Source organism: Janthinobacterium sp., assembly GCF_009923995.1.
Taxonomy (GTDB): Bacteria; Pseudomonadota; Gammaproteobacteria; order Burkholderiales; family Burkholderiaceae_D; genus Janthinobacterium.
Genome location: NZ_RFSK01000033.1, coordinates 1 through 26,270, shown reverse-complemented (window position 1 = coordinate 26,270; position 26,270 = coordinate 1). Strand labels below are relative to the sequence as shown.

Sequence of the window (26,270 nt, the reverse complement as noted above, 5' to 3'; positions counted from 1 at the left end):
GTTGTGCTCCTCAGTGTTGAGAGTCGAAATACGCTTATTCGCCGACCTCCGCGCCCGGCGTGCCCAGCGTGTGCATCAGGTATTGCTGGGCGCTGAACGGGCTTTGCTTGCCGCGCGGCTTGCGGCGCGCGTAATGGCCCGTCGGCTCCAGTTCCCATGCATTCGTATTATCCTTCAAATACGGATTCAGGCCCTCGGCGATCACGCGCCGCTTCAGCGCCCGGTCCAGCACGGGGAAGGCCACTTCCACGCGGCGGAACAGGTTGCGGCTCATCCAGTCGGCGCTGGCCAGGTAGACATCGTGCGCCAGATCATTACGGAAGTAGTAGATGCGGCTATGCTCAAGGAAACGCCCGATCACGGAACGCACCTTGATGTTTTCCGACAGCCCCGGCACGCCCGGCTTCAGGGTGCAGGCGCCGCGCACGATCAGGTCGATCTTCACGCCATCGGTCGAGGCCGCATACAGGGCGCGGATCACGGATTCATCCACGAGCGCATTGATCTTGACGATGATGCGCCCGCGCCGGCCCGCGCGGGCGATCTTCGCCTCGTTGCGGATGGCCTTGATGATCTCGCTTTGCAGGCCGAACGGCGCCAGCCACAGGTGGTTCAGGTTGTGCGGCTTGGTCAGGCTGGTCAGGTGGATGAACACTTCGTTCACTTCCACGGCCAGGTCCTGGTTGGCCGTCAGCAAGCCGAAGTCCGTGTACAGCTTGGTCGTCGTGGGGTGATAGTTGCCGGTACCCAAGTGGGCGTAGAAGCGCAGCGCGCCTTCCTCGCGGCGGATGACGAGCGCCACCTTGGCGTGCGTCTTCAAGCCCACCACGCCGTAGACGACCTGTGCGCCTGCCTGCTCCAGCTTGTCGGCCCAGTTGATATTGGCTTCCTCGTCGAAGCGCGCCATCAGTTCCACGATGACGGTCACTTCCTTGCCCATCTTCGCCGCCGTGATCAGCGACTCCATCAGGTCCGAGTTCATGCCCGTGCGGTAGATGGTCTGCTTGATGGCGACGACGGACGGGTCGTAGGCGGCGCTGCGCACGAAGTCGATTACCGTCTGGAACGACTGGTAGGGGTGGTGCAGCAGGATGTCGTGCTTGTTCAGCGCGGCAAAGATGTCATTGCCGATGGCCTTGTGCGCCAGGCCGGGGAAGAAGGGCGGGAAGCGCAGTTCGGGCTGCTTGACGTGATCGATCATTTCCGACAGGCGCACGAGGTTGACGGGGCCGTTGACGCGGTACAGCCGGCTTTGGTCGAGGCTGAACTGGTCGAGCAGGAATTGCGACAGTTCCGGCGGGCAATTGCGCGCCACTTCCAGGCGCACGGAGGTGCCGAACTGGCGCCCCACCAGTTCGCCCTTCAGGGCTTGGCGCAGGTTCTTGACTTCATCCTCGTCCACCCACAGGTCGCTGTCGCGCGTGACGCGGAACTGCGAGTAGGCGATCACCTCGCGCCCGGCGAACAGGTCCGAGATGTGCGCATGGATGACGGATGACAATAAACAGAAGGACACGCCGTCGCCGGAGATCTCGTCCGGCAGCTTGATCACGCGGGGCAGGACGCGGGGCGCCTTGACGATGGCGATCGCCGTGCCGCGGCCGAACGCATCCTTGCCGCTCAGCGAGACGATGAAATTGAGACTCTTGTTGACTACTTGCGGGAAGGGGTGGGCCGGGTCCAGGCCGATCGGTGTCAGCAGGGGACGCACTTCACGGTCGAAGTATTCCTTCACCCACGCGCGCTGCGCCTCGTTGCGGTCGCTGTCGCGCAGCAAATGCACGCCCGCTTCGCGCAGGGCCGGCAAGACTTCGTTATTTAATATCTCGTACTGGCGTTCCACCAGCGCATGGCATTCCTTGCCGATGCGTTCCAGGTTGGCGGCCAGGGCAGGGTGGCCCGCCAGCGAGCCGCCGATGCTGCCGGCCGCCAGCAGGCTGGCCACGCGCACCTCGAAGAACTCATCCATGTTACTGCTGACGATGCACAGGTAGCGCAGGCGCTCGAGCAGCGGAATGTTCGGGTCTTCCGCCTGGGCCATCACGCGCCGGTTGAAAGTCAGTTGCGACAGCTCGCGGTCAAGCAGGATGCCCGATTTGGTCACTTCCGTGTGCAGTTCAGGTTTCATATTCTTTTGTCTTTGCAGATGATTAATTCTAGCGGTATTTTTACTTGTATGACGCGCAATGAGTGTAATCATGAAATATGACATGGCCGTGACATATTCTGTCATAAAGCGCCGGCGCGGATGTCATTTGCGGCGCCGAAAATGGCCATTTCCCGGGCGTAGGCAAATATTTCATGAAATTTGGCGCATGTCATAAAGCTGTCATATTCGCTTGCTAGACTGCGCAGCATTCAACCGGGACTTTGTGCCCTAACAACCCTGAGGACTTGATATGCAAATGAAGCAAATGTTCAAATTTATCGTCGTGGGTGCTTCGGCAGCGATGGCATTTTCTTCCGCTTCCGTCATGGCGGCAGATATGACAGGTGCTGGTGCAACCTTCCCGTACCCGATCTACGCCAAATGGGCTGAAACCTACAAAGCCAACACCGGCAACGGCCTGAACTACCAGTCCGTCGGTTCCGGCGCCGGCATCAAGCAAATCAAGGCCAAGACTGTTGAATTCGGCGCGTCCGACATGCCGCTGAAGGCGGAAGAGCTGGAAGAGTCCGGCCTGATGCAGTTCCCGGCCATCATGGGCGGCGTGGTTACCATCGTCAACCTCGACGGCGTGGCGCCAGGCCAGCTGAAAATGACGGGTAAAGTCGTTGCCGACATCTACCTGGGCAAGATCACCAAGTGGAGCGCGCCTGAAATCGCCTCGCTGAACACGGGCGTCAAGCTGCCGGACACGGAAATCACCGTGGTGCACCGCGCCGACGGTTCGGGCACGTCCTTCCTGTTCACCGACTTCCTGTCGAAAACCAACCCGGAATTCAAATCGAAGATCGGCGCTGGCTCGGCTGTGAAATGGGCAGTGGGCGTGGGCGGCAAGGGTAACGAAGGCGTTGCTGCCAACGTACAGCGCATCAAGGGTTCGATCGGCTACGTCGAGTGGGCGTACGCCAAGAAAAACAAGATGTCGCACACCCAGCTGCAAAACAAGGACGGCAACTTCCTGCAACCGGACGACGAGAACTTCAAAGCCGCTGCCGCTTCGGCACCATGGACGCAAACCCCAGGCTTCGGCGTGGTTCTGACCGACCAGGCTGGCAAAAACAGCTGGCCGATCACGGGCGTGTCGTTCATCCTGATGCACAAAGTGCAGGCTGACGCAGGCAAGGCCAAGGAAGTCCTGAAATTCTTCGACTGGGCCTACAAGAACGGTGGCGCCGCCGCTGCTGAACTGGACTACGTGCCAATGCCGGCATCGGTCGTGAAACTGGTGCAGGAATCGTGGAAAGCCAACCTGAAAGACGCATCGGGCAAAGCCATCTACTAATTCGATAGCTTGACCAGATAAGTACTGATCCTTGTCCCCGCCAGCAGCACGGCGGGGCAGGGAGTTAGCCAGGACCGCCCGCAAGCCCTTGCAGACGGTCCTGGCTAAAGAAGTAATAATAAAACAAGAGTTCACAACAGCAGTACCTGCAAGCAGTAATACCGGCAGTACCACCCACATCTGGCACACTATGAGCGCACAATCTACCTCTTCCACGATCCCCATGCCAGGCGGCAACATGACCGATTCCATCAGTCACGCACAGATGCTTTCCACCATGCGCAAGCAGCGCATCCAGGACTTCCTGTTCCACAAGGTGACGATGCTGTTCGCCATGTCGGTGCTGGTCGTGCTGGTCGGCATCATCATTTCGCTGATCATGGAATCGATACCGGCCTTCCGCAACTTCGGCCTGCATTTCATCGTGTCGGCCGAATGGGACCCCGTCAATGACCAGTACGGCGCCCTGATCCCCATCATCGGCACCCTGGTGACGTCGGTGATCGCCCTGCTGATCGCCTTTCCCGTCAGCTTCGGCATCGCCCTGTTCCTCACGGAAATCTGCCCGGCCTGGCTGCGTCGCCCGCTGGGCACGGCCGTCGAGCTGCTGGCCGGCGTGCCATCGATCATCTACGGCATCTGGGGCCTGTTCGTCTTCGCGCCCCTGTTTGCCGACCACGTCCAGCCCCTGCTGAAAGCCACCCTGGGCAACCTGCCCCTCATCGGCCAGCTGTTCAGCGGCCCCATGATGGGCATCGGCCTGCTGACGGCCGGCCTGGTGCTGGCCATCATGATCATCCCCTTCATCGCTTCCGTGATGCGCGACGTGTTCGAAATCGTGCCTGCCGTGCTGAAGGAATCCGCATACGGCCTGGGCTGCACGCGCTGGGAAGTGGTGCGCAAGATCGTCTTGCCATACACCAAGACCGGCGTCGTCGGCGGCGTCATGCTGGGCCTGGGCCGCGCGCTGGGCGAGACCATGGCCGTGACCTTCGTCATCGGCAACGCGAACAAGCTGTCGTGGTCGCTGTTCGCCGCCGGCAACAGCATCACCTCCCTGCTGGCGAATGAATTCGGCGAAGCGCAATCGGCGCTGCACGTGTCCTCGCTGTTCTCGCTGGCACTGATCCTGTTTGTCATCACCTTTATCGTCTTATCCGCCGCCAAGCTGATGCTGGCTGGCATGTCCCGCAAGGAAGGCACGAAATGAGCCAAGTAAGCACTCTCGACGTTCCGGCCAAGCCGGCCATGAACCCGGTCTACCGCAAGCGCCTGCTGATGCACCGCGTCGGCATCGCCCTGTCGGTGGCCGCCATGGCCCTGGGCCTGGCCGTGCTCGTGTGGATCCTGTTCACCCTCGTGATCAAGGGCTTTGGCGCGCTGTCGATCGACCTGTTCACGCAAACGACGCCGGCCCCCGGCAGCGAAGGCGGCGGCCTGATCAATGCCATCGTCGGCAGCGCCCTGATGGTGGGCCTGGCCACGCTGGTGAGCACCCCGATCGGCATCCTCGCCGGCATCTACCTGGCCGAATACGGCGAAGAAAACAAGCTGGCGCAAGTGACGCGCTTCGTCACCGACATCATGCTGTCGGCCCCGTCGATCGTCATCGGCCTGTTCGTGTACGCGCTGTACGTGGCGCATGTGAAGCACTTTTCCGGCTATGCGGGCGCCATCGCCCTGTCGCTGATCGCCGTGCCCGTGGTGGTGCGCACGACGGACAACATGCTGCGCCTGGTGCCGAACAGCCTGCTGGAAGCCGCGTTTGCCCTGGGCGCGCCGCGCTGGAAGGTGGCCACCCTGGTGCGCTTGCGCGCCGTCAAGGCTGGCGTCATCACCGGCGTACTGCTGGCATTGGCCCGCATCGCCGGCGAAACGGCTCCGCTGCTGTTCACGGCCCTGAATAACCAGTTCCAAAGCTTCAACATGAATGCGCCGATGGCCAACTTGCCGTCCGTCATCGCCTCCTTCGCGATGAGCCCGTACGACAACTGGCGCTCGCTGGCCTGGGGCGGTGCACTGCTGATCACCTTCAGCGTGCTGGCCTTGAATATCCTGTCGCGCACCGTGTTCAGCCAAAAAGTCCCTCATTAAAACAGATACCGAGCGAAGCGAACCCATATGAATACGCAAATGAATCCAGCCCAAGACCTGGCACCAAAGAAAAAAACCATCGAGATTTCGGGCCTGAACTTTTTTTACGGCAAAACGCAAAGCTTGCATAACGTCAACCTGGACATCCACGAGAAGAAGGTCACGGCCTTCATCGGCCCGTCCGGTTGCGGTAAATCAACCCTGCTGCGCACCCTGAACCGCATGTACGACCTGTACCCGGGCCAGCGCGCGGAAGGCTCCATCCTGTACCGCGGCCGCAACGTGCTCGACGCCGACCAGGACGTCAACATGCTGCGCGCCAAGGTCGGCATGGTGTTCCAGAAGCCGACGCCGTTCCCCATGTCCGTCTACGACAATATCGCCTTCGGCGTGCGCCTGTATGAAGACCTGTCGAAGGGCGAGATGGACGAGCGCGTCGAATGGGCCCTGAAAAAGGCCGCGCTGTGGGGCGAAGTCAAGGACAAGCTGACGAAGAGCGGCCTGTCGCTGTCGGGCGGCCAGCAGCAGCGCCTGTGCATCGCGCGCGGCGTGGCCGTGAAGCCGGACGTCCTGCTGCTGGACGAGCCGACCTCGGCGCTGGACCCCATCTCCACGTCGAAGGTGGAAGAGCTGATCAGCGAACTGAAACAGGATTACACGATCGCCATCGTCACGCACAATATGCAGCAGGCGGCACGCTGCTCCGATTACACGGCCTATATGTACCTGGGCGAGCTGGTGGAATTCGGCGAAACGGACCAGATCTTCATGAATCCTGCCCGCAAGGAAACCCAGGATTACATCACGGGCCGCTTCGGCTGATCCGCCCCGCGCATACACAAGACAACTGAATACGGAGAGACAGCATGATAGGCGAACATTCATCCAAGCAATACGACAACGAACTCGAAGCGATCCGCTCGAAAGTGCTCCTGATGGGCGGCATCGTTGAAACCCAGTTCCTCGACGCGATGACGTGCTTTCGCATCGGCAACCCGGAACGCGCCGACCGCGTGATGCGCGAAGACGACGTCGTCAACCAGCTGGAAGTGTCGCTGGACGACGCCTGCAGCCACCTGATCGTGCGCCGCCAGCCGGCCGCCAACGATCTGCGCACCATCATGGCCACCATCAAGGTGATTACCGACCTCGAGCGCGTAGGCGACGAGGCGACGAAGATCGCCCGCGTGGCGAAGAATCTGCACAAGCGGGGCAACGGCGTCGTCAACCATTATGAAATGGTGCGCGGCATCGCCAACACGGCCACCGACATGCTGCATGACGCGCTGGACGCGTTCGCGCGCAACGATGGCAAGCAGGCATTACAATTAATTGCACAAGATGCCATCATCGACCATGAGTTTCGGTCTATCATGCGCAACCTGATTACCTTTATGATGGAAGACCCGCGCACGATTTCGGCGGCGCTCGATACCCTGTGGGTGGCCAAGGCCATCGAACGGATCGGCGACCATGCGAAAAACATCGCCGAATACGTGATTTACGTGGTTGAAGGCAAGGACATCCGCCACACCAAGGTGGCTGCTCCCGCCATTTCCGAGGAGCTCCCTGAGTAAGCTTTATGGCATCTGATAAAACCACGGTATTGATTGTTGAAGATGAGCCGGCCATCGTTGAACTGGTGACCTATTCGCTGCGCGAATCCGGCTGGAATTGCTGTTCTGTACAAAACGTCGCCGATGCGTGGGACTTCATCCAGCACCGCACGCCGCATCTGATCCTGCTGGACTGGATGCTGCCGGACCAGACGGGCCTGCGCCTGCTGTCGCGCATCCGCGCCGACCGCAATTTCGCCGCCATCCCCGTCATCATGCTCACCGCCAAGAGCATGGAAGAAGACAAGCTGGCCGGCCTGAACAGCGGCGCCGACGACTACGTCACCAAGCCGTTCTCGCCGCGCGAGCTGCTGGCCCGCGCCAAGGCCTTGCTGCGACGCAAGAGCCCGGAACACGCGCAGGCGCCCATGCGCGCCGGCAACGTGGCCCTGGATCCCGTCAGCTGCACCGTGATGATGGATGAACAGAAGATCGATATCGGCCATGCCGAATACAAGCTGCTGAAATTCCTGCTGGCCCACCCGGAGCGCGTGTTTTCGCGCAGCCAGCTGCTCGACAAGGTGTGGGGCGACCATGTGGTGATCGAGGAACGCACGGTCGACGTCCACGTATTGCGCTTGCGCAAAGCCTTGAAAGAGGCGGAAAGCCTGATCAAGACCGTGCGCAGCGTCGGCTACATGTTGTCTGAAAAGTAAAGCCTCACTCTATGAATCCGAAATTGCTGTTCTGGGTACCGGCCGCCTTGCGCATGGTGCTGGCGCTGCTGGGCGTGGCCATCGTGTGGTACCTGTTTGGCGCCACGTATGCGCTGGGCATCGCCTTCGTGCTGATGGCCATGATGGTGTTCGTGCAGCTGTCCTACCTGTTCCAGCTGAGCAACTGGCTGGACAATCCGCAAAGCGCCAAGCTGCCCGACGGCTGGGGCGCCTGGACCAGCATCTTCGCGCGCCTGTACCGCATGCGCCGCGACGACGAGAAAAACCAGGCCGAGCTGACGGAATGGCTGGCGCGTTTCCGCCAGGCCATGCACCTGCTGCCCGACGGCGTCGTCATCATGGACGACGTGCTGTTCCTCGAATGGTGCAATCCCGCCGCCGAGAAGCACCTGGGCCTCACGCACGAGCGCGACAAGGGCATGCGCGTCACCAACCTGATCCGCAGCCCCGAGTTCATGGATTACATCATCCTGGGCCGCTACGACCAGCCGCTGACGATCACCTTCCGCAACCGCAAGCTGATCGTGCAGATCATCCCCTTCGAGAACCGCCGCCAGATCCTCGTCACCCACGACGTGACGGAGACGGAACGCATCGAGATGATGCGCCGCGACTTCATCGCCAACGCCTCGCACGAACTGCGCACGCCGCTCACCGTCATCGTGGGCTTCCTGGAAATCGCTTCCGCCGAGCTGGACCTGGACGCCGCCACGCGCGCCGCGCACCTCAAGCTGATGACGGAGCAGGGCCACCGCATGCAGCACCTGATCGAGGACATGCTGACCCTGTCGCGCCTGGAATCGGTCGACTACCCCCTGCGCCCCGAACCGGTGGACATCAAAAAGCTGATGCAGCAGGTCTTGCGCGACGCCAAGGCTTTGTCGGCAGGCAAGCACGAGATCAAGATGGAGTGCAACGGTCCCGACGTGCTGGGCAGTTACGACGAGCTCTACAGCGCCTTCGGCAACCTGGCCTCGAACGCCGTGCGCTATACGCCGGCCGGCGGCACCATCACCCTGCGCTGGCAGGATGGCCCGGCCGGACCGCAATTCATCGCGCAGGACACGGGCATCGGCATCAGCCAGGAACATATCTCCCGTCTGACGGAACGTTTCTACCGCGTCGACAAGAGCCGGTCGCGCGAAACCCAGGGCACGGGCCTGGGCCTGGCCATCGTCAAGCACGTGCTGCTGCGCCATGGCGGGACGTTGGCCATCCAGTCCGTCGCCGACAAGGGCAGCAGCTTCATCGTCAGCATGCCCAAGTCCGTCGTCACGCCGCTGCAGGGCGACTTGCTGGTCAAGTAGGCGGAACGGGGGCGCAGTCCCCTGTTTCCCCGGCGACTGGTGCAATGTTGGCAAAAGTCGTTACAATCAGGCCATGACTTTAATCAACGCTTCTTTTCGCCACGCCGGCGCGCAGCAACTGGCGCAGTCGCTGGTGGCCGCGCGCCAGGCCACCCTGTCCCTGTTCGATTGTTATGTGTCCGCCGGGCTGGACGTGGTGGAGCGCATGCCCCGCCACGCGCAGCTCAATCCGCCCCTGTGGCAGCTGGCGCACATCGCCTGGTTTGCCGAGTGGTACATCCTGCGCGAAGCCCCGTCGAGCCACCCGGCCGACGCCGTGTATAACTCCCTGCTGACGCGCGGCGACGACCTGTTCGACGCCAACATGGTGGAACAGCGCGCGCGCTGGACGCTGGACTTGCCCAGTCCCGGCGCCGTGAAGACGTATTGCCATGAAGTATTGGACCGGGTACTGGACAAGCTGTCGCGCGAAGCCAGTGTCGACAGCGCCCTGTATCCCTACCGGCTGGCGCTGGCCCATGAAGACTTGTGCGGCGAAGAAATGCTGGCCGGCTTGCAATGGCTGGGACTGGAAGCGCCGGAAACCCTGGCGGCCAGCCCCGCCTTGCCGGCAGGGGCGGGCGACATTGCCTTTCCGGGTGGCACCATCGAACTGGGTTCGCGCCGCGCCGCCGGTTTTGCCTTCGACAATGAATGTCCGCCGTACGCCTGCTACGTGGCGCCCTTTGCCATCGATGCCTGCGCCGTATCGAACGCCCAGTTTGCCGACTTTGTCGCCGACGGCGGCTACCAGAACCGCCAGTTCTGGAGCGCTGCCGGCAGCGCCTGGCTGATGCAGCAGGAGCGCTCGTCGCCCCTGTACTGGCTGCGCGAGGCTACGCAATGGCGCACCATGCGCTTCGGCCAGCGCACCACCTTGCCGCCGAACGAAGCCGTGCGCCACATCAACCTGTATGAAGCGCAAGCCTATTGCGCCTGGGCCGGGCGCCGCCTGGCGACGGAGGCGGAATGGGAGTATGCTGCGCTGTCCGGCCATCCGCGCTTCCAGTGGGGCCAGGTGTGGGAGTGGACGGCGACGCCGTTCGAGCCGTATCCGGGCTTTGCCGTGGACGCCTGGCGCGAATATTCGGCGCCCTATTTCATGCGGCACCAGGCCCTGCGCGGCGCCGCGTTCGCCACGCCGCCGCGCCTGCGCTCGCCCCGCCTGCGCGCCTTCCACGCGCCCGAGCGCAACGACATCTTTGCCGGCTTGCGCACCTGCGCCTGGTGAGGCTGTCAAGTCAGTCATAATTTCAGGATTCCTTTTGAGCATAGATAACGCCCCGCAATTCCTTCCCAAACGCATCACGCCCACGCCGGAGCAGGTCGCCATCCAGACGGCGCAAAAGAAAGTTGTCCTCATCGACGCCAATGCGGGCGCCGCCAAGACGACGACCCTGGCCCTGCGCCTGGCCGAAGCCCTGCACCGGGGCCGCGCGCCCGAACGCATGCTGGCCCTCGTGTTCACGGAAGCGGCCCGCGTGGCCCTGCGCCAGCGCCTGCTGGAAGTGGGCGTGCCGCTGGGCGTCGTCAAGCGCCTGACCATCGACACCTTCGACGCCTTTGCCGCCAAGGTCTTGCAACAGATGGAGCGGGCGCAGGTGGCGGCCATGCGCAGCGACGAAGAGCTGCGCCCCGTGGCGTGGGAAGCGCTGGAAGTCGTCGCCGAGAAATACGCCGACCGTTACCCTCTGGAAATCAATACGACGAACGGCGCCATCGCCGAATTCCTGAAGCTGCAGCTGCGCACCAAGGCGCGCATGGACTTCCAGCATCCCGACTTCGAGAGCAATTCCCTGGAAGACAATCTGGAGCTGCTGGGCATGTCGCGCACGAATTACCTGTGGCTGCGCGAATACGAAGGCTTGCGCGGCGCCGATACGGGCGACATCCAGTTCCGCGCCCCGTTCGACGCCACCTACGACCTCGTGCGCATGCTCGACGGCGACGAACCGCTGCGCCAGCAGCTGCCTGCCTTCCAGATCATCGTGGCCGATGAATTGCACGACTTGAACGAAGCGTCGTTCCGCCTGCTGACCATGCTGATCCGCCGCGGCAACGCCTTTTTCTGCGGCGCCGGCGACAAGGATCAGGTTATCTACACGTGGTCGGGCGCCGACCACCGCTTCCTGCGCCAGCGCTTCGAGCAGGAATTCCCCGCCTTGCAGCGTTTGCCGCTGACGGCCTCCTACCGTTACGGCCCGCAGCTGGCGCAGGCCGTCGGCGTGCTGAAAAACAAGGCCAGCGTGTCGGCCCTGGCGCGCGCCACGCACATCGAGCTGCTGCAGTACGACCATGCGCAGCCGCAAGCGTGCAGCGCGCAACTGATCGCGGCGCTGGAACACGCGCATGCGGGCACGACGGCCATCTTGCTGCGCGACCGCGACCAGGCCATCCGCGTGGAAACGGCGCTATTCCAGAGCGGCATCGCGTATGGCCTGGTGGACATGAACAGCTATCTGCTGAGCCAGGAAGTGCTGATGCTGCGCGGCATGGTCGCCATCGCCCGCAAGGATTTGCACGCGATCAAGAGCGGTCCCCGCCGGGGCGAGATCCTCGAAGCCCTGGTGGCCTTCGCGGAAATCCCGTTTACGCGCACGGAATTGCAGCAAGCCAAGGCCGACGTGGCCAATTACCCTGACTTGCTGGAAGGTTTCCTGAGCAACCAGCTGGCCAAGTCGCACAACCAGGCCAAGGCGGCCCTGACCCTGGCGGCCGTCGACTACCTGCGCGCCTTGCCGGCCGATGCGCCGGCGGGCGCCGCCCTGGAGCACATCTTTGGCCTGATGCAGCTGGAACAGACGGCGCGCCGCATCTACGTCGACCCGGCACAGGCGCGCGTCGTGGCCCGCTCCCTGCACGGCTTCATCGGCGTGTGCAGCGAAGCGGGCGTGGCGCTGGACGGCTTTGCCGGCTGGCTGGGCGAGATGGAAGAGGCCGTAACGGTCTCGACCGGCAAGGCCAGACTGGTGATCGCCTGCATCGACCAGATCAAGGGCCTGGAGTACAACCACGTGATTTTGCCCTACCTGGCCGTCGACGAATTCCCGCGCAGCAAGACCGACCCGCTGGAAGAGGAAAACCGCTTCTACGTGGCCGCCACGCGGGCGCGCGACCGGCTGACCTTGCTGACGCCGGAAGACCCCGCCTACCGGAGCCGCTACATCGCCGCCCTCCAGCTCAAACAGAAGATTGTTGCGCCCAAGTCATAGATCATTTGTCGTGCCACTGCTTTTTGCGAAAGACGAAAGCGGGCATACTGGATTGGTGTGATTGACAGCAATCTAACCAGACAGGGAGCAAGATATGAACGTGTTTTTGACGGGTGCGGCAGGTTTCATCGGCAGTTCCATCGCGGCGGGCCTCGTGCGCGCCGGCCACCAGGTGACGGGCCTCGTGCGCAAGCCGGAGCAGGTGGCGGAACTGGCCAAGATCGGTGTGCAGGGCGTGCAGGGCGAGCTGAATGACCGCGCATTGCTCATCGAGCAGGCGAAGGCGGCCGATGCCGTCATCAACGCGGCCAGCAGCGACCACCGGGGCGCCGTGGAAGCCATCATCGAGGCGCTGGCGGGAACGAACAAGCCGTTCCTGCACACGAGCGGCTCGTCCATCGTGGGCGACGCCTCGGGCGGCGAGGGCACGCAGCAGATCTATTACGAAGACAAGCTGCCGGCCCCGACGGCCGACAAGGCGGCCCGGGTCGCCATCGACGACCTCGTGCTGGCCAGCGCAGGCAAGGGCGTGCGCGCCACCGTGCTGTGCAACACCCTGATCTACGGCCACGGTGCCTTGCCGCGCGACAGCGTGCAGCTGCCGCGCCTGCTCAAGCAGGCGCGCAAGAGCGGCATCGTGCGCCACGTGGGGCCGGGCCGCAATATCTGGTCCAACGTGCATATCGACGATGTCGTCAGCCTGTATCTGCTGGCGCTGGAAAAGTCGCCCGCCGGCACCTTCTACTTCGTCGAGTCGGGCGAAGCGGCCTTCCGCGACATGACGGCCGCCATCGCCCAGGCACTGGACCTGGGCCCCGCGCAAGACTGGCCCTTGCAGGAAGCCATCGCCGAATGGGGCTATGAAATGGCTTCGTATGGCCTCGGTTCGAACAGCCGCGTGCGGGGCGAACGGGCGCGCAAGCTGCTGGGCTGGCAGCCGCAGGGGCCGTCCGTGCTGGCGTGGATCGGCAAGGACATGCTGCATCCGCCCCATTGAAAGGCTTGCGGGTTTGATACAGCTCAGCAACGCCTGTTCTGTGTGCGCTAGCGAACGGTATGTTTTCCCAATCGGGAGTATGATGACTTTGCTTGGTTGAGACGCACTGCCGTGAAGTGGGCGGCATGTTCGATCTTCCAGCAGGTCAGCCGGTCGCCTCAAGGATCGGCACCATATTTCCTCTGCATGCGCATCCCGATGTTGCGCATGGGATCCGCAAGTCGTGTACTGCATCAACCCCTTCAAGACCGGCGTCAGCCGGTCTTTTTTTTCGCCCGTTGGTCCCGCCTCGCCATCCACCGTGGCGTATCCGCCATTCGCCGAAGAAGGCTGTCGCTACGCGCCCATCGCGCGTATCTTTACGATCAACCAACAACAAGGGGGTCCCGTGAAACCTGAACAAGCATATTGCCGGCGTACCCAGCTGCTATGGGGCGTGCTGCTCATTGTCATCGGCGCCATCATCCTGCTGGACCGGCTCGATGTGATCATCCTCCACGATTACTATGCGCTATGGCATTATTGGCCGGTGATCATGGCGCTCTTCGGCCTGAACAAGCTGCTCGCGCCCGTCTCCGCCAAGCAGGTGCTCAGCGGCCTGTGGCTGATCTTTTTCGCCGCATGGTGGTATGTTTCCTATGAAGAACTGTGGAACCTGAGTTTTTACAATAGCTGGCCGGCCCTGCTGATCGCCTGGGGCGTGGGCCTCGTGATCGAACCGCTGTTGAACAAACATTTTATTGCCTACCGGGAGTCCGAGCATGAAAAATAAACCGCCGCTGCACTCGCCATCGCAGATCGTGCTGGGTGTCATCGTCATCGGCCTGGGGCTGCTGTTCCTGCTCGATAACCTGGGCTTCATCAGCGTGCGCTATACCTTCCGTTTCTGGCCCACGCTCTTGATCGTGTTTGGCTTGCTGAAACTGTCGCAAAGCCGCAGCGCCAACGGTTACTTGCTGGGCGGCATGCTGGTCTTGCTGGGCCTGGTCTGGACCCTCAAGCACATGGGCATTTTCTACATGAACTGGGACATGCTGTGGCCCCTGCTGATCATCGGCCTGGGCGTGGCCGTCGTCTCGAAGTCCCTGCCTGGCGCGCAGCAGCGCCAGCGCCGCCGGCGCTTTGCCGCGCGGCAGGAGGGCGGCGCGCAGACGGATTCCTTCGGCCAGGCCAGGAATGGCGCCGTGTCGCTCGACAAGCCAGCGGCCACGGCAGCGTCCGGCACGGGCGGGGCGGCGGACGACGACAGCATCATCGAAGTGACGGCCATCCTGGGTGGCTACGTGCGGCGCGTGTCCTCGCAGCGCTTCAAGGGCGGCGACATCAATGTCATCATGGCCGGCTGCGAAATCGACCTGCGCCAGGCATCCATCGAAGGCGAAGCCGTGCTCAACGTGTTTGCCCTGTGCGGCGGCATCACCATCAAGATTCCGCCCGACTGGAGCGTGGTGCTGCAGGGCACGCCCATCCTCGGCGGCTTCGAGGAAAAGACCATCGTGCCGGCGAACCAGGACAAGCGCCTGTACGTGACGGGCTACGCCATCATGGGCGGCCTGGAAATCCGCAACTAGGCGCGCATGTCCGGGCCCTTGTCGAAGCGGCGCGGCGCCGTGGTGGCGCTGCTGGTCTGCCTGGCGCTGGGGCTGGCCCTGGCGTTCGTACTGGCCAGGGTGGCCGGCGCGCCTTGGCTCAACGCGGCCTTGCTGGTGGTGCCCGCCACGCTCGTGTATGCCATCGGCACGGGGTTTTCCGCTTTTTACCTGTGCCGCGCCTACCCGCTGAACGCCCGCCATCCGGCCGCCATCGCGGGTGTGATGGGCGTGGCGGCCCTGTTCGCGGGCTTGCTGTGGGCTACGCTGCTGCAATTTTCCAACAGCGTCAGCCTGCTGCTGGACGTGCACTGGCTGGGCGTACCGCTGACGCAGCCGCTGCTGGCCCTGTTCTTCGGCCTGGGCGCGCTGCTGTACTGCCTGGCCGCCGCCGTGCACTACCTGCTGCTGGAATTCGTGCGCGCCAAGACGGCGGAACAGCGGGGCCTGGAAGCGCAGCTGATGGCACAGGAAGCGCAGCTGCGCATGCTGCGCACGCAGATCGATCCGCACTTCCTGTTCAACAGTCTCAATTCCATCAGCGCCTTGACTTCCATCAATGCGGCCGGGGCGCGCCAGATGACGGTGCAGCTGGCCAGTTTCTTTCGCCAGAGCCTCAGCATGGAAGCGCACAAGCACATCACCCTGCACGAGGAACTGGTGCTGATCCGCCATTTCCTCGCCATCGAACAGGTGCGTTTCGGCGAGCGGCTGCAGGTCGCCGTGGCCATCGACGATGCAGCGCTGGCCTGCCTGCTGCCGCCCATGCTGATACAGCCGCTGGTGGAAAATGCCGTCAAGCATGGCATCTGCGGCTTGACGGATGGCGGCGTGCTCGACATCGAGGCGCGGCGCGCGGGCAGCCTGCTGCAGATCGCCGTGCGCAACCCGGTTGATGCGGATCAAGGGCCATCGCGCGGCAATGGCGTAGGACTGGACAATGTGCGCCAGCGCCTGGCCAGCGCCTATGGCCACGAGGCCAGCGTGCACTGGGCGCGGCGGGGCGGGACGTTTGAAGTGACCTTATCGATGCCGGCGCAGACCGGCGACACGGAGGAAGCATGATGCAGGAAAGAATGCGGGTAGCCATCGTCGACGATGAACTGCTGGCGCGCGGCGTGCTGCGCGAATACCTGGCGCGCCATGACGATATCGACATCGTGGCCGAGTGCGCCAACGGCTTCGAAGCCGTCAAGGCCATCGCGGAACTGGAACCGGAACTGGTGTTCCTCGACATCCAGATGCCGCGCCTGGACGGTTTTGAAGTGGCCGAGCTGATCGGCGCGAAGACGCGGCTGATCTTTGTCACGGCCTACGACCAGTATGCCTTGAAAGCCTTTGAATGCCATGCGCTCGACTACCTCCTGAAGCCATTCAGCGAACAGCGCTTCGAGCAGGCGCTGGCCCATGCGCGCGCCCAGCGCAGCACGCCGGACGCTTCGGCTGCCGTGCAGGTGGTGGCGCGCGAAGCCGCCACGCGCGCCGCGCCCCTGGACCGCGTGCTGATACGCGACGGCGCCAAAGTCCACGTCATCGCCAGCGCGCGCATCGATTACATCGAGGCGCAGGACGACTACATCAGCATCCGCTCCGAAGGCAAGTCCTACCTGAAAAGCCAGCGCCTGAGCGAACTGGAAGCGCAGCTGGACCCCGCCAAGTTCCTGCGCGTGCACCGTTCCTACCTGCTCAATATCGACGGCATCCGCCGCATCGAGGCGGCGACGAAAGACAGCCACGTGGCCATCCTGCGCGACGATACGCGCATTCCCGTGAGCAAGGCCGGCTACCAGAAACTGAAGCTGATGGTTGGCTAGCTGGCCAGCTGCACATCCCACCAGGTGGGCAGCAGCTGGCGGATTTCCGGGCGGGAAAAACGGTCGTCGATCAGGTAGACGACGCCCTTGTCCGACTGCGTGCGGATGACCCTGCCGGCCGCCTGCACCACCTTCTGCATGCCCGGATACAGATAGGTGTAATCGTAGCCGGCGCCGAAGATGTCGCCCATGCGCTGGCGGATCTGCTCGTTGACGGGATTGATCTGCGGCAAACCCAGGGTGGCGATGAAGGCGCCGATCAGGCGCGCGCCCGGCAAGTCGATGCCTTCGCCGAAGGCGCCGCCGAGCACGGCAAAGCCGATGCCGCGCGTCTCCAGGCCGAAGCGGCCCAGGAACTGTGCCCGGGCCGCATCGTCCATGCGGCGCGGCTGCTGCCAGATGGGCACGTCCGGGTAATGTTGGGCGAACAGGGTGGCCGTCTTTTCCAGGTAATCGAAGCTGCTGAAGAAGGCCAGGTAGTTGCCCGGTGTTTCCGCGTATTGCTTCGCCATCAGCTGGGCGATGGGCAGCAGCGAGGCGGCCCGGTGCTGGTAGCGCGTGGAAATGCTGTCGGCCACGCGCACGGACAGTTGCTGCGCCTGGAAGGGCGACTCCACGTCCACCCAGGCCGTGTCGTCCGGCATGCCCAGGGTGTCGCTGTAGTAATTCCACGGACTCAAGGTGGCGGAAAACAGGGCCGTGCTGTGGCTGGCCGCGAAGCGTTCCTTGAGAAACGGCGCCGGGACGATGTTGCGGATGCAGACGGTGGAACCGGCATGGGTTCCCGTATTCGTTCTGCTGACGTCGAACAGCGAATGCGTGCCGAAGCTTTCCGCCAGGCGGTTGATCAGCAGCACGTCGAAATAAAAGCGCTGCAAGTCCTCGTCCAGCGCGGCGGCGTGCTCGGCCATGTAGTCGCCGATGGCCGTCGCCACGCCTTGCAGGGCGCCAAAGAATTTGTCGGGCAGGGCCGCATGCACGTGGTAGTCGCCGTCCTGTTCTTTCAATAGCGCCGTCCACTGGCGCGCCAGGCGGTCCAGCGGCTTTTTCAGGGTGTCGGGCGCGAACTTGCGCAGCAGCTTCAGGTCGGTCTGCGCCAGTTCGGCCGTGTACATGCTGCGCGCGCGCGACACCATATTGTGCGCCTCGTCGACCAGCACGTTGACCTTCCAGTCGTGGGCCAGGGTCATGCCGTACAGCATGGCGCTGAGGTCGAAATAATAATTGTAGTCGCCGATCACGACGTCGCTCCAGCGCGCCAGTTCCATGCCCAGGTAGTAGGGGCAAATACCCTGCTGCAAGGCGACGGCGCGCACGGCTTCCTTGTCGAGGATCAAGCCGCTGGCCAGCGCCACCTCGCGCGCCAGCGGCAAGCGGTCGTAAAAGCCCTGGGCCAGCGGGCACGATGCGCCGTGACAGGCTTTGTCGGGATGCTCGCAGGCGCTGTTTTTCGCGCTCAGTTCCAGCACGCGCAGGGGCAGCAGCGGGGCGCTGTCCTTCAGGATGGCGCAGGCGTCGAGCGCCATCTGCCGACCCGGCACCTTGGCGGCGAGGAAAAACAGCTTATCGAGGCCATGCGCGGCCGTCGCCTTGAGCATGGGAAACAGGCTGCCCACCGTCTTGCCGATGCCCGTGGGCGCCTGCGCCAGCAAACCGCAGCCGCGGCTGCTGGCCTTGTACATGGCTTCGGCCAGCTGGCGCTGTCCCGGGCGGAAGTCCGCGTGGGGAAAGGCCATGGACGTGAGCTGCGCGTCGCGGCTGGCGCGGTGCGCCAGCTCCTGCTCGGCCCAGTCGAGGAACAGCGCGCAATGCTGCTCGAAGAACAGGCGCAGCGCCTCGGCCGTGCATTCCTCGTGCATGACCGTTTCCTTCTGGCTCGCGATGTCGAAATACACGAGCGCCACGCGCAACATGGGCAAGTTCAGCTGCTGGCACAGCAAATGGCCGTAGATGCGCGCCTGCGCCCAGTGCAACTGGCGGTGGTTGGCGGGCATGGCGTCCAGCTCGCCCCGGTAGGTCTTGATTTCTTCCAGCTGCCGGCGCGCCGGGTCGTAGCCATCGGCGCGGCCCCGCACGTGCAACGGCCCGAAGTCGCCGCACAGGCTGATTTCGCGCTGGTAATCGTCGTCGCGCCGGCCCGTGACGGTGGCGTGGCCCGCCATGCCTTCCTGCGCCGTGGGCGAGGGCGTGAAGCGCAGGTCCAGGTCGCCCACCTTGGCCGTGAACTCGCACAGGGCGCGCACGGCGATGGTGTAGGTATGGCCGCTCATGCGGCCTCCTGCCATTGCAGGTAGCACACGCTGACGGGCATGGCGTGCTCGGCGCAATAGGCGATCCAGCGCAGCTGGTTGTCCTGCAATCGGTCGCCGGGGCCCTTGACTTCGATCATGCGGTAGCGCCGTTCCGCCGGCCAGAACTGGATTAAATCAGGCAAGCCGCTGCGGTTGCTTTTGATGTCGAGCAAGATGCGCTCGAAGGCCTTCTTCAGATGAAAGGCCGGCATGCAGGCCAGCGCCAGGTCCAGCAAGCCGCCATCGAGCGCCTCCCAGCTGACGAAGGGCGAGACGATGCCGTGCTTGGCGGCCAGGGTGGCGCGGATCGTCGCCTGATACGAGCCGTCGTCCAGCCGGGCCAGGCAGGCGGCGAAGTCGGCGCTGCGGCGCAGGTAGAAATCGGCGCTGTGCAAGTCGGCCGGACCGCGGTGGAAGGGGTGGAAGAAGGCGCCCGGCATGGCCTTGAAGATGGCGGGCCAGCACAGCAGGCCGAACAGCGAGTTGATCAGGGTGTTTTCCACGTAGTACACGGGCGCGTCGTCCTGCATCAGGTGCTGCTGCACCACGCCTTCCACGTAGCACGCGGCGCCCGGATGGGGCAGCAGCAGGTCGATGCGCTCCACGGCCGCGGCCGCGCTGGCCGCCTGCTTGGCGTACCCCAGCTTGCGCCGCAATCGGGGCGCCATGCGCAGCAGCAATTGCTGTTCCGCCTCGCTTTCCGGCGCGGCCAGGGCGATCTCCAGGCGCTCGTAGGCCGCCTGCGGCTGCTCGTCTTTTTCCAGCACGCGGATGGCGCGCCCGCGCGCGCCCGGATAGCGGCAATCCGCATAGGCGCGGTAGGCGGCGGGCCAGTCCTGGCATTTTTCCAGGTGCTGGCCGATCTGGAAGCGCAGCTTGTCGCGCCGGCTGAGCAGCCAGGTATTGTCCTGGGACAAGGGCAGCGCCGCCAGTTCCTGCAGCACGTCGTCCGCGGGCGCGCTGTCGTTGTAGCGTTCGCGGCACTGGTGCAGCACTTCATAGTGCTCGATATCCTGGCGCGTGCGGAAACCCCGTGAAGCGGGCGAGAATTCCACTTTTTCATACTGGTACACGCCCAGGTCGGACAGCACGAATTCCGACCAGTCCTGGTGATAGTTGCCAAAGTAAATCAGGCGCAATCGGTCGCACAGCGGTTGCAGGCCGATGCGGTACAGCACGTCGTTGGATGCCGGATGCCAGGCGGAAAAGGTTTTCTCATCCCCATGCTGCTCGCGCAAGGCGTCCAGCTGCTCCGCCTTGCGCGCCGCCTTCAGGGGTGCGGCGAGGCCGAATGCCTGGGCGATTTCCGCTTTCAGCAGCAGCTCGAACAGTTCGGCCAGCGAGATGGCGGGATCGGCCTCCACCCAGCCCGTCGCCAGCAGGGGCAGGGCGGCCGCGCGCGTGTCGCCGATTTCCGGGTAGTTGAGCTTGCTGGCGCGGAACAGGCAGCCCTTGCGCATGACGAGGCGCACGAACAGGGCGCGCGACGGCTGCGGCAGGGCGCCGAAGTCGGCGATGAAGCGCGTTTCCTCAAGACTCAGCAGGTCGGCGTAACGCCCACTGATCCAGTTCAGCACGTCCTGGAAATTGTCCAGATAGTACAGGGGATTTTCCAGGACTTTCAGCATGGGGATGGCAATAGGGCAAGTGGCAAGGTGACGGGTTTTACTGTGTTTATATACAGTTTAAACCTTCAGCCGCCGCTTGCCCAGCGATTTCATGTTCAGCCAGCCGCGCCGTAGGCAAAATCGCTGTCGAACTTTTCGTAGGGAATGTGTTCCTCGCGCAGGCTGGCCACTTCGAGATCCGTCAGCAGGCCGCGATGGGCTTGCTTGCGTCCTTTCGGCAACACCACCTCGTAATCGATGATGTCCCTGGCCAGCAAGGCTTGCAGCACCTCGGCTTGCCGCGCCGTCAGGTAGCGCGCGTGGGTGCCCAGCATGCTGGCCAGCTGTTCCTTGAAGGCGTCGTCGCCGACGGCATTGTACGTATCCTGGTCCGCCATGCTGCTCAACAGCATGTGGAACAGGAAATCCTGCAGGTTCTTCGCCAGGTACTGGGCGGCATTCTGGTCGTGCCACAGCAGCACGACGGGCATCTCGCCATCCTGCCCGCCTGAGGCGAAAAAGCAGTAGTGGTCGCCCGCGCCCGTCTGCGCGAACGGGATGAAGCGGAAGGCGGGATCGATGTGCCGGTAGTCGTCGGGATCGGCCAGTTCTTCCGTGGCTGCCGCAACGGCCTTGACGCTCAGCAACTCAAAATCGTCGGCGTGCAGCAGCAGGGTGGGAGTGTCCTTCAAGGCGGGATACACGCGCTCGTACCAGTCGGGGCCGTATTCCCCGACCGCGAGCATGCCGTCGCGGTCCAGCTGGCGATACAGGGAAGGGAAGGTGTAGCCGTGCCGCTGTTCGATCTCTGACAGTGTCATGTTTGCCCTGGAAACGTGAATCATGGCGCCATGATAGCCGAGGCGGGGGCGCGCACGGCGGCAAGGAGGGGATAATTAATAAACATATTCGTTTACTTATTTGGCGTGGCCACGTATTCTTGCCGGATTACCTACGCCGAGGCTGCATGAAAAATATTCTCCTGATTTCCGCCGCCTGCCTGCTGGCGCTGCTGTCGACCATCGGCGCCTCCCTGCCGTATCCGATCCTGCCCCCGCTGTTCGCGGCCGAGGCGCCGAATGCCTTCAACAATTTCCTCGGCTTGCCGTCGAAATTGCTGTTCGGCCTGGCGCTGACCATCAATCCGCTGGGCTTGCTGATCGGCTCGGCCGTGCTGGGTCCCTTGTCGGACCGCTATGGCCGCCGCCCCTTGCTGATGCGCACGGCCGTGGGCGCCGCCATCGGCCATGCCATCACGGCCTGGGCGCTGGTGATCCAGTCCTATCCCCTGTTCATCGTCGCCCGCTTCATCACGGGTTTGCTGGAGGGCAACGGCGCCGTGGCGCGCGCCATGCTGGCCGACCAATTGCAGGGACCACTGCGCCTGCGCGCCATGTCCTGGCTGAACGGCGCGTTTTACCTGGGCTGGCTGGTGGGGCCCATCCTGGCGGGCGCCACCTTGCACTGGGGCGTGACGGTGCCGTTCTGGATCGCCGCCGCTGCCCTCATGCTCGTCGCCGTGCTGGTGGCCGTGGGCTTGCCGCGCGAAACGCCATCCCTGCTGACGACGTCGTGGTGGCAGGTGGCGCGCGACCGCCATTCGCTCAATCTGCTGCGCCACGCGGAGCTGCGCACCCTGTTCATCGTGCAACTGGCGCTCACCTGCGGCGTGGCCAGCTTCTACGAGTTCTATCCGCTGTGGCTGGTCGAAACGGCCAGTTACCATGCGCAGGAAATTGCCTGGGTGAATGTGGGCCTGTGCGGCACGATGACGATCACGTCCCTGCTGGCGGGCGGCCCCAGCCGTCACGCGCCCTTGCTGCGGGCCAGCTGGTATGCCTGCGGCGTGGCGCTGGCCGTGGGCATCCTGGCGCTGGGCAATATCTGGGTGGGCATCGCCGCCATCGTGCTGTTCGGCATTCCGAACGCCCTGTACAACACGGTGATCCAGGGCTGGTGCGCGGAGCGCTTCAGCGCGCACGGGCAGGGCGCCGTGATGGGCTTGCTGGCCACCACCTTTTGCATCGCCAACATCGTCGTCGCCTTGAGCGGCTCCGTGCTGACCCTGATCGACACGCGGCTGATCCTCGTCGCCGGCGCGGGCAGCGCCGCCTGGGCCGCGTGGCGCATGGCGGCCTGGCGCCGCCAGCTGGGCGGTGCCGTCGACGCCGAGGCGGTGGCATGAGCGCGGGCACGTCCGAACACACCCTGTTCCTGCTGAAGATGCGGGGGCCGCAGACGGCGCAGCAGCTGGCCGCCTTGCTCGACATCACCTCCATGGGCGCGCGGCGCCAGCTGGAAGCGGCGCAGGAGAAGGGCCTGGTGGCGCACGAGGACGTGGCCGACAAGGTGGGGCGCCCGTCGCGCCGCTGGCAGCTGACGCCGGCAGGGCATGCGCGCTTTCCCGATCGCCATGCCGACCTGACCGTGGAATTGATCGCGCAAGTGCAAGCCCTGTTCGGTGATGAGGGCCTCGACAAACTGATCGGCGCGCGCGAGCGCAGCAGCGAGCTGGCGTATGGCAAGCTGGTCGATCCGCGGCTTGATCTGGCGCAAAGAGTGGACAGCCTGGCGCGCGCGCGCGATGGCGAGGGCTACATGGCCCATGCCGAGCCGCAGGACGATGGCAGCGTGCTGCTGGTGGAAAACCATTGCCCCATCTGCGCGGCAGCCACGGCATGCCAGAATTTCTGCCGTTCGGAACTGGCCATCTTCCAGCGGGTACTGGGCGACGATTGCACGGTGGCGCGCAGCGAGTATCTGCTGGAGGGGGGGAGGCGCTGCGTGTACCGGATCGTGCCGGTGGGGTGAGGGCCAAACGTGTTGACCCCAAATAAAGGCCGGGGTCGCACCATGAGGGCACGACCCCGGCACTTGCTCTTGGGGCGTGTTACTTTTTAGCCGCCTTGGGCTTGGCGGCGGGCGCCGCCTTGTCAGCCGCGGCACTGGCGCCGTTCGTCGCCTTTTCCGTGGCCTGCGCCACTTGCGCGCTGGCCTTGGCGATCTGCTCTTCCACGGTTTTCACGGCCTGTTTCGTGGCCTTGGTGACTTGCTCGTAGCCAAGAAAGGCGTTGTCGATGGCGGCCTTGACGATGGCCACGGCGTTTTCCGAGCCGGGCGGCACGTTTTTCGTGACGTCGTAGATCAGGGCGCTCAGATTGCTTTTCGCTTCGGCCACGTGGGCTTCGGCGGCCGTGGTGAATTCCGTGTGGATTTCCTTGATGATGTCGTCGAGCTGCTGTTTATACGCTTTGGCGCCGGCCACGCCCGGTTGCAGCTGGGCGGCAGCGGCGGCCATGGCGGCCTTCGGGTCCTTGGCCTGGCTGATTTCCTTGCCGGCGGCAAGGCCATCCTCGATGCCGGACTTGGCGGTGGCCATGTTCAGTGCCAGCACCTGTTCCACGCCCTGCACGGCCTTGGTGGTGAGCGTGTTGAAGGTCATCAGCTGGAATTCAAACAGGGCCTTGGTGGCCGATGCGAATTGTTCCGGATTCGTAAACATGTGGTCTCCTCGGTTTGAATAGATACGTTCTTATCGTTCCATACTCTTTCGACGCCGCATTGCCATCGCTTGTGTTCAAGCCGGTTTTCCCGTGTTGTCATGGCCCCATTATTTAACAAGCGCCGGTTTTTCGCAACGGCTATCTTTGTACGGTCCCGAGGCAAGTTCCCAGCCAAATCCCAGGGTGGACTGGGCGCACGACAGGGTGCCGTCGACCTTGCTGCGCCATTTGTACCAGGGGGCAGGGCCGGCCATTGCGCCGGCGCACATGGCCAGCAGGATCGTGGCGAGGATGTATTTCATGGCACTGCTCCATCAGAAAACGTTGGCAGCATTGTAGCGCGCCTGCCAGTCAGATGGCACCCGCCTGGGGCGCCGCGGCGGGCAGCAGCAGGGTGAAGGTGGTGCCGGCGGGGCTGCTGCTGGCATCGATATGGCCGCCCAGCACGCCCGTGACGATGTTGTGCGCCACGTGCAGGCCCAGGCCGGAGCCGCCGGAACCGAGTTTCGTCGTGAAGAAGGGGTCGTAGATGTGCGTGAGGTCGTCGGCGGGGATGCCCACGCCCGTGTCGGCGATGGCGAGGAGGACGTCTTGTCCATCCTCGCTGCCGCGCGCCGTGATGCTGATGCTGCCGCCACTGCGGCCCTCGAAGGCGTGGCGCAGGCAGTTTTCCAGCAGGTTGCTCAGTACCTGGCCCAGGGGGCCGGGATAGCTGTCCATGGCCAGGCCTTCCGGCACGTCCTGCGCCAGGCTCAGGCCGGCCGCCTTCAGCTGCGTGGACAGGGGCAGCATCAGTTCGGCGATGAACTGGCGCAGCAGGAAGTGGCGCCGCTGCGAGCTGGCGCGGTCGACGGCGATCTGCTTGAAGCTGGACACCAGGTCGGCCGCGCGCTGCAGGTTGCGCAGCATGATGGCGTCCGCCTCGCCGGCCTGCGCCAGGTAGCCTTCCAGCTCGGAGCGGCGCAGGCCGTCGTGGAAGCTGGCCTGGATCTCGCGCGTGCGCTCGGCCATGGTGGTGGCGACGACGAGGCCGTTGCCGATGGGCGTATTGAGTTCGTGTGCGATGCCGGCCACGAGGGCGCCCAGGGCGGCCAGCTTGTCGCGGCGGACCAGCTCCCCTTGCGTGATGGACAGGTTTTCCAGCGCGGCGGCCAGTTCGCGGTTGGCCTGTTCCGACTGTTCCTTGGCCTGCGTCAAGGCGGCCGTGCGTTCGGCCACCAATTCTTCCAGGTGGGCGCGGTGGCGCTGCAGTTCCCGTTCGTGGCGCATGCGGCCGATGGCGATGCCGGCCAGGTCGGTGGCCGTGTCGATCAGGCCCAGGTCGTGCGCATCGGGGCTGCGCACGTCGCGGTAATACATGGCAAACGATCCCAGCACGGCGCCATCCTGGCCGAAGATGGGGCGCGACCAGCAGGCGCGCAAGCCGAACGGCGCGGCCAGCTCGCGGTAGGGCGCCCACAGCGGGTCGCGCATGATGTCGCTGACCACGACGGGTTCGCGGCGGAACATGGCCGTGCCGCAGGACCCCACGCCGGGGCCGATGGCCACGCCTTCGAGCAGGGCCATGTATTCGGGCGGCAGGCTGGGGCCGGCCGCGCTGTGCATGTGGATGCCGTCATCGTCGAGCAGCATGATGGAGCAGTACACGCCGCGCGACTGGCCTTCGATCAGCAGCAGCAGCTGGTTCAGGGTGGGAACGAGGGGCGCGCCCTTGGCCACCATTTCCAGCAGGGCGCTCTGGCCCGAGCGCATGGCTTCGGCCAGGTTGCGTTCCGTCAAATCGATGACGCGCGCATGCACGAGCTGGCGGCCCGGCACGGCCAGGCGCATCAGCCGGATTTCGCAGGCGATCGCATGGCCGTCGCGGTGGCAGCAGCTGGCGCGGAAGACGACGATCTTGCCTTGCAGGGTGGCGCGTATCTTTTCTTCCAGCAACTGCGGCGAGGCGCGGCCATCGTTCTGCGTCCGGGGAAACAGCGGTTCCATGCCGCCCTGCAGCAGTTCGGCCTGCGGCATGCCGAACAGCTCCTCGGCCAGGTGGTTGGCGTCGATGAGCAGCTTGTTGTCGCCCGGGG

At 64.0% G+C, this 26,270-nt stretch carries 23 protein-coding genes; 16 read left to right on the top strand and 7 right to left on the bottom strand.

The features are described from left to right. Nucleotides 1-34: 34 nt before the first annotated feature. Nucleotides 35-2,128 carry a polyphosphate kinase 1 gene (gene ppk1, locus EBS11_RS16870; RefSeq protein ID WP_290604639.1) on the bottom strand — a complete coding sequence of 698 codons (2,094 nt, stop codon included), beginning with the start codon at nt 2,126-2,128 and terminating at the stop codon, nt 35-37. Nucleotides 2,129-2,399: 271 nt separating this feature from the next. Between ppk1 and pstS the strand changes: the two genes are divergently transcribed. The 14 genes from pstS to EBS11_RS16800 all read left to right on the top strand — a co-directional run bounded on the left by pstS (nt 2,400) and on the right by EBS11_RS16800 (nt 16,794). Next, nucleotides 2,400-3,449: a phosphate ABC transporter substrate-binding protein PstS gene (gene pstS / locus EBS11_RS16865; protein WP_290604637.1), complete on the top strand. Its 1,050-nt coding sequence runs from the start codon at nt 2,400-2,402 to the stop codon at nt 3,447-3,449. A 238-nt stretch (nt 3,450-3,687) separates the two neighbouring features. Beyond that, nucleotides 3,688-4,659: a phosphate ABC transporter permease subunit PstC gene (pstC, locus tag EBS11_RS16860; RefSeq protein WP_290604635.1), complete on the top strand. Its 972-nt coding sequence runs from the start codon at nt 3,688-3,690 to the stop codon at nt 4,657-4,659. After that, nucleotides 4,656-5,543 carry a phosphate ABC transporter permease PstA gene (pstA, locus tag EBS11_RS16855; RefSeq protein ID WP_290604634.1) on the top strand — a complete coding sequence of 296 codons (888 nt, stop codon included), beginning with the start codon at nt 4,656-4,658 and terminating at the stop codon, nt 5,541-5,543. Before pstC ends, pstA begins: the two co-directional genes overlap by 4 nt. Before the next feature lie 27 nt (nt 5,544-5,570). Then, nucleotides 5,571-6,365 (top strand): phosphate ABC transporter ATP-binding protein PstB, encoded by a 795-nt coding sequence (pstB, locus tag EBS11_RS16850; RefSeq protein ID WP_034755069.1) that lies wholly within the window; start codon nt 5,571-5,573, stop codon nt 6,363-6,365. A gap of 44 nt (nt 6,366-6,409) precedes the next feature. Continuing rightward, nucleotides 6,410-7,120: a phosphate signaling complex protein PhoU gene (phoU, locus tag EBS11_RS16845; protein ID WP_034778131.1), complete on the top strand. Its 711-nt coding sequence runs from the start codon at nt 6,410-6,412 to the stop codon at nt 7,118-7,120. Nucleotides 7,121-7,125: 5 nt separating this feature from the next. Further along, entirely contained in the window at nt 7,126-7,815 is a 690-nt protein-coding gene (locus EBS11_RS16840) for a response regulator (protein WP_094444609.1), read from the top strand. A gap of 11 nt (nt 7,816-7,826) precedes the next feature. After that, nucleotides 7,827-9,143 (top strand): phosphate regulon sensor histidine kinase PhoR, encoded by a 1,317-nt coding sequence (gene phoR, locus EBS11_RS16835; protein ID WP_290604627.1) that lies wholly within the window; start codon nt 7,827-7,829, stop codon nt 9,141-9,143. Between the two features lie 73 nt (nt 9,144-9,216). Beyond that, a complete protein-coding gene (gene senA / locus EBS11_RS16830) occupies nt 9,217-10,413 on the top strand; it encodes a selenoneine synthase SenA (RefSeq protein ID WP_290604625.1) in 1,197 nt (398 codons plus the stop codon). Between the two features lie 34 nt (nt 10,414-10,447). Continuing rightward, complete coding sequence (locus EBS11_RS16825; protein ID WP_290604623.1) at nt 10,448-12,394, top strand: ATP-dependent helicase; 1,947 nt, start codon at nt 10,448-10,450, stop codon at nt 12,392-12,394. Nucleotides 12,395-12,488: 94 nt separating this feature from the next. Then, complete coding sequence (locus tag EBS11_RS16820; RefSeq protein WP_290604621.1) at nt 12,489-13,391, top strand: NAD-dependent epimerase/dehydratase family protein; 903 nt, start codon at nt 12,489-12,491, stop codon at nt 13,389-13,391. 388 nt (nt 13,392-13,779) lie between these two features. Then, the gene (locus tag EBS11_RS16815; RefSeq protein WP_290604620.1) at nt 13,780-14,163 is read left to right on the top strand and encodes a DUF5668 domain-containing protein; all 384 of its coding nucleotides are present in this window, start codon (nt 13,780-13,782) and stop codon (nt 14,161-14,163) included. Then, on the top strand, nt 14,153-14,962 hold the full coding sequence (locus EBS11_RS16810) for a DUF5668 domain-containing protein (protein ID WP_290604619.1): 810 nt from the start codon (nt 14,153-14,155) through the stop codon (nt 14,960-14,962). The genes EBS11_RS16815 and EBS11_RS16810 overlap by 11 nt, the downstream gene beginning before the upstream one ends. Before the next feature lie 6 nt (nt 14,963-14,968). After that, nucleotides 14,969-16,045: a histidine kinase gene (locus tag EBS11_RS16805; RefSeq protein WP_290604618.1), complete on the top strand. Its 1,077-nt coding sequence runs from the start codon at nt 14,969-14,971 to the stop codon at nt 16,043-16,045. A gap of 11 nt (nt 16,046-16,056) precedes the next feature. Then, nucleotides 16,057-16,794: a LytTR family transcriptional regulator DNA-binding domain-containing protein gene (locus tag EBS11_RS16800; protein WP_290604693.1), complete on the top strand. Its 738-nt coding sequence runs from the start codon at nt 16,057-16,059 to the stop codon at nt 16,792-16,794. Here EBS11_RS16800 and EBS11_RS16795 read toward each other — a convergent pair. The 3 genes from EBS11_RS16795 to EBS11_RS16785 form a co-directional block, all read right to left on the bottom strand. Beyond that, on the bottom strand, nt 16,791-19,064 hold the full coding sequence (locus EBS11_RS16795) for an ATP-dependent DNA helicase (RefSeq protein WP_290604616.1): 2,274 nt from the start codon (nt 19,062-19,064) through the stop codon (nt 16,791-16,793). The two genes, EBS11_RS16800 and EBS11_RS16795, sit on opposite strands and share 4 nt — an antisense overlap. Continuing rightward, a complete protein-coding gene (locus EBS11_RS16790; protein WP_290604614.1) occupies nt 19,061-20,713 on the bottom strand; it encodes a VRR-NUC domain-containing protein in 1,653 nt (550 codons plus the stop codon). The genes EBS11_RS16795 and EBS11_RS16790 overlap by 4 nt, the downstream gene beginning before the upstream one ends. A 95-nt stretch (nt 20,714-20,808) precedes the next feature. Continuing rightward, complete coding sequence (locus EBS11_RS16785; protein WP_290604612.1) at nt 20,809-21,513, bottom strand: SMI1/KNR4 family protein; 705 nt, start codon at nt 21,511-21,513, stop codon at nt 20,809-20,811. Nucleotides 21,514-21,659: 146 nt separating this feature from the next. On the opposite strand from EBS11_RS16785, the gene EBS11_RS16780 reads away from it, so the two are divergent. Together EBS11_RS16780 and EBS11_RS16775 are read left to right on the top strand one after the other, a co-directional pair. Next, the gene (locus EBS11_RS16780) at nt 21,660-22,877 is read left to right on the top strand and encodes an MFS transporter (protein WP_290604607.1); all 1,218 of its coding nucleotides are present in this window, start codon (nt 21,660-21,662) and stop codon (nt 22,875-22,877) included. Continuing rightward, nucleotides 22,874-23,503 carry a metalloregulator ArsR/SmtB family transcription factor gene (locus EBS11_RS16775; RefSeq protein ID WP_290604605.1) on the top strand — a complete coding sequence of 210 codons (630 nt, stop codon included), beginning with the start codon at nt 22,874-22,876 and terminating at the stop codon, nt 23,501-23,503. Before EBS11_RS16780 ends, EBS11_RS16775 begins: the two co-directional genes overlap by 4 nt. 79 nt (nt 23,504-23,582) lie before the next feature. Here EBS11_RS16775 and phaP read toward each other — a convergent pair whose 3' ends face one another. The 3 genes from phaP to EBS11_RS16760 all read right to left on the bottom strand — a co-directional run. Beyond that, the gene (phaP, locus tag EBS11_RS16770; RefSeq protein ID WP_290604603.1) at nt 23,583-24,194 is read right to left on the bottom strand and encodes a TIGR01841 family phasin; all 612 of its coding nucleotides are present in this window, start codon (nt 24,192-24,194) and stop codon (nt 23,583-23,585) included. A gap of 108 nt (nt 24,195-24,302) precedes the next feature. After that, on the bottom strand, nt 24,303-24,497 hold the full coding sequence (locus EBS11_RS16765) for a hypothetical protein (protein ID WP_290604601.1): 195 nt from the start codon (nt 24,495-24,497) through the stop codon (nt 24,303-24,305). Between the two features lie 49 nt (nt 24,498-24,546). Then, nucleotides 24,547-26,270, bottom strand: a 1,724-nt coding sequence (locus EBS11_RS16760) for an ATP-binding protein (RefSeq protein ID WP_290604599.1), incomplete at its 5' end; no start/stop codon positions are given.

Coding starts and splice junctions, on each gene's coding strand:
- EBS11_RS16805 (WP_290604618.1), top strand. CDS start 14,969: ATGTCCGGGCCCTTGTCGAAGCGGCGCGGCGCCGTGGTGGCGCTGCTG.
- pstA (WP_290604634.1), top strand. CDS start 4,656: ATGAGCCAAGTAAGCACTCTCGACGTTCCGGCCAAGCCGGCCATGAAC.
- pstS (WP_290604637.1), top strand. CDS start 2,400: ATGCAAATGAAGCAAATGTTCAAATTTATCGTCGTGGGTGCTTCGGCA.
- senA (WP_290604625.1), top strand. CDS start 9,217: ATGACTTTAATCAACGCTTCTTTTCGCCACGCCGGCGCGCAGCAACTG.
- EBS11_RS16785 (WP_290604612.1), bottom strand. CDS start 21,513: ATGACACTGTCAGAGATCGAACAGCGGCACGGCTACACCTTCCCTTCC.
- pstC (WP_290604635.1), top strand. CDS start 3,688: ATGACCGATTCCATCAGTCACGCACAGATGCTTTCCACCATGCGCAAG.
- EBS11_RS16765 (WP_290604601.1), bottom strand. CDS start 24,497: ATGAAATACATCCTCGCCACGATCCTGCTGGCCATGTGCGCCGGCGCA.
- phoR (WP_290604627.1), top strand. CDS start 7,827: ATGAATCCGAAATTGCTGTTCTGGGTACCGGCCGCCTTGCGCATGGTG.
- EBS11_RS16840 (WP_094444609.1), top strand. CDS start 7,126: ATGGCATCTGATAAAACCACGGTATTGATTGTTGAAGATGAGCCGGCC.
- EBS11_RS16810 (WP_290604619.1), top strand. CDS start 14,153: ATGAAAAATAAACCGCCGCTGCACTCGCCATCGCAGATCGTGCTGGGT.
- pstB (WP_034755069.1), top strand. CDS start 5,571: ATGAATACGCAAATGAATCCAGCCCAAGACCTGGCACCAAAGAAAAAA.
- EBS11_RS16820 (WP_290604621.1), top strand. CDS start 12,489: ATGAACGTGTTTTTGACGGGTGCGGCAGGTTTCATCGGCAGTTCCATC.
- EBS11_RS16795 (WP_290604616.1), bottom strand. CDS start 19,064: ATGAGCGGCCATACCTACACCATCGCCGTGCGCGCCCTGTGCGAGTTC.
- EBS11_RS16775 (WP_290604605.1), top strand. CDS start 22,874: ATGAGCGCGGGCACGTCCGAACACACCCTGTTCCTGCTGAAGATGCGG.
- phoU (WP_034778131.1), top strand. CDS start 6,410: ATGATAGGCGAACATTCATCCAAGCAATACGACAACGAACTCGAAGCG.
- ppk1 (WP_290604639.1), bottom strand. CDS start 2,128: ATGAAACCTGAACTGCACACGGAAGTGACCAAATCGGGCATCCTGCTT.
- EBS11_RS16790 (WP_290604614.1), bottom strand. CDS start 20,713: ATGCTGAAAGTCCTGGAAAATCCCCTGTACTATCTGGACAATTTCCAG.
- EBS11_RS16780 (WP_290604607.1), top strand. CDS start 21,660: ATGAAAAATATTCTCCTGATTTCCGCCGCCTGCCTGCTGGCGCTGCTG.
- phaP (WP_290604603.1), bottom strand. CDS start 24,194: ATGTTTACGAATCCGGAACAATTCGCATCGGCCACCAAGGCCCTGTTT.
- EBS11_RS16800 (WP_290604693.1), top strand. CDS start 16,057: ATGCGGGTAGCCATCGTCGACGATGAACTGCTGGCGCGCGGCGTGCTG.